The organism is Nonomuraea recticatena (genome assembly GCF_039533245.1).
Classification (GTDB): Bacteria; Actinomycetota; Actinomycetes; order Streptosporangiales; family Streptosporangiaceae; genus Nonomuraea; species Nonomuraea roseola.
This window is the reverse complement of the sequence record NZ_BAAATE010000205.1, coordinates 1-523: the sequence shown is the minus strand read 5'-3', so window position 1 is coordinate 523 and position 523 is coordinate 1. Positions and strand designations below refer to the sequence as shown.

The window sequence follows — 523 nt, the reverse complement described above, 5'->3', positions numbered from 1 at the left end:
ATGCCCCACGGCGAGAAGCTGCCCAGCAGTGGTGATCGAAGTGGACGGGGACGCGACTTTCCGTATCGTGCCCAGGGTCCGGTTGGCGATCGTCATGCCGAAGGCGCTGCCGTCGTAGTGGAAGTCGAACCGCACATCGGCGCCCGACTGCGTGGCCGTGACCGCGATGGAATGCCAGTTGCCGTCGTTCGGCGCTGTCGTCTGCGTGGCCCCCGGGTACGTTCCCAGGACCGTTCCGTCCTCCTGGGACACCGACATCGCGAGCTTGTTGTTGTCGATCTGCACCCGAAGCTGGTCGGGGTCCGTCGATCCCTCGCCGTGGGTGATGTCGCAGTCGATGAGGACCTGGTCGATGATCGACTCGGCGTCCACTTTGAAGATCCCCAGGACGGTCCACGCGCCCGTGCTCGCGTACGGCCTGACGATCCCCGTCAGGGAGGGCGGGTTCGCTTTCATGAACGCGTAGTCGGACTGCGGTGTCGCCTGGCTCCCTGACGGCGGCGACGACGCCCCCATCTCGATG

Annotated in this window: 1 protein-coding gene; it reads right to left on the bottom strand. The window is 66.0% G+C overall.

The features are described 5' to 3' along the window. On the bottom strand, positions 1 to 456 hold a 456-nt coding region (locus ABFX50_RS51165), incomplete at its 3' end, for a hypothetical protein (protein ID WP_346158577.1). Between the last annotated feature and the right edge of the window lie 67 nt (positions 457 to 523).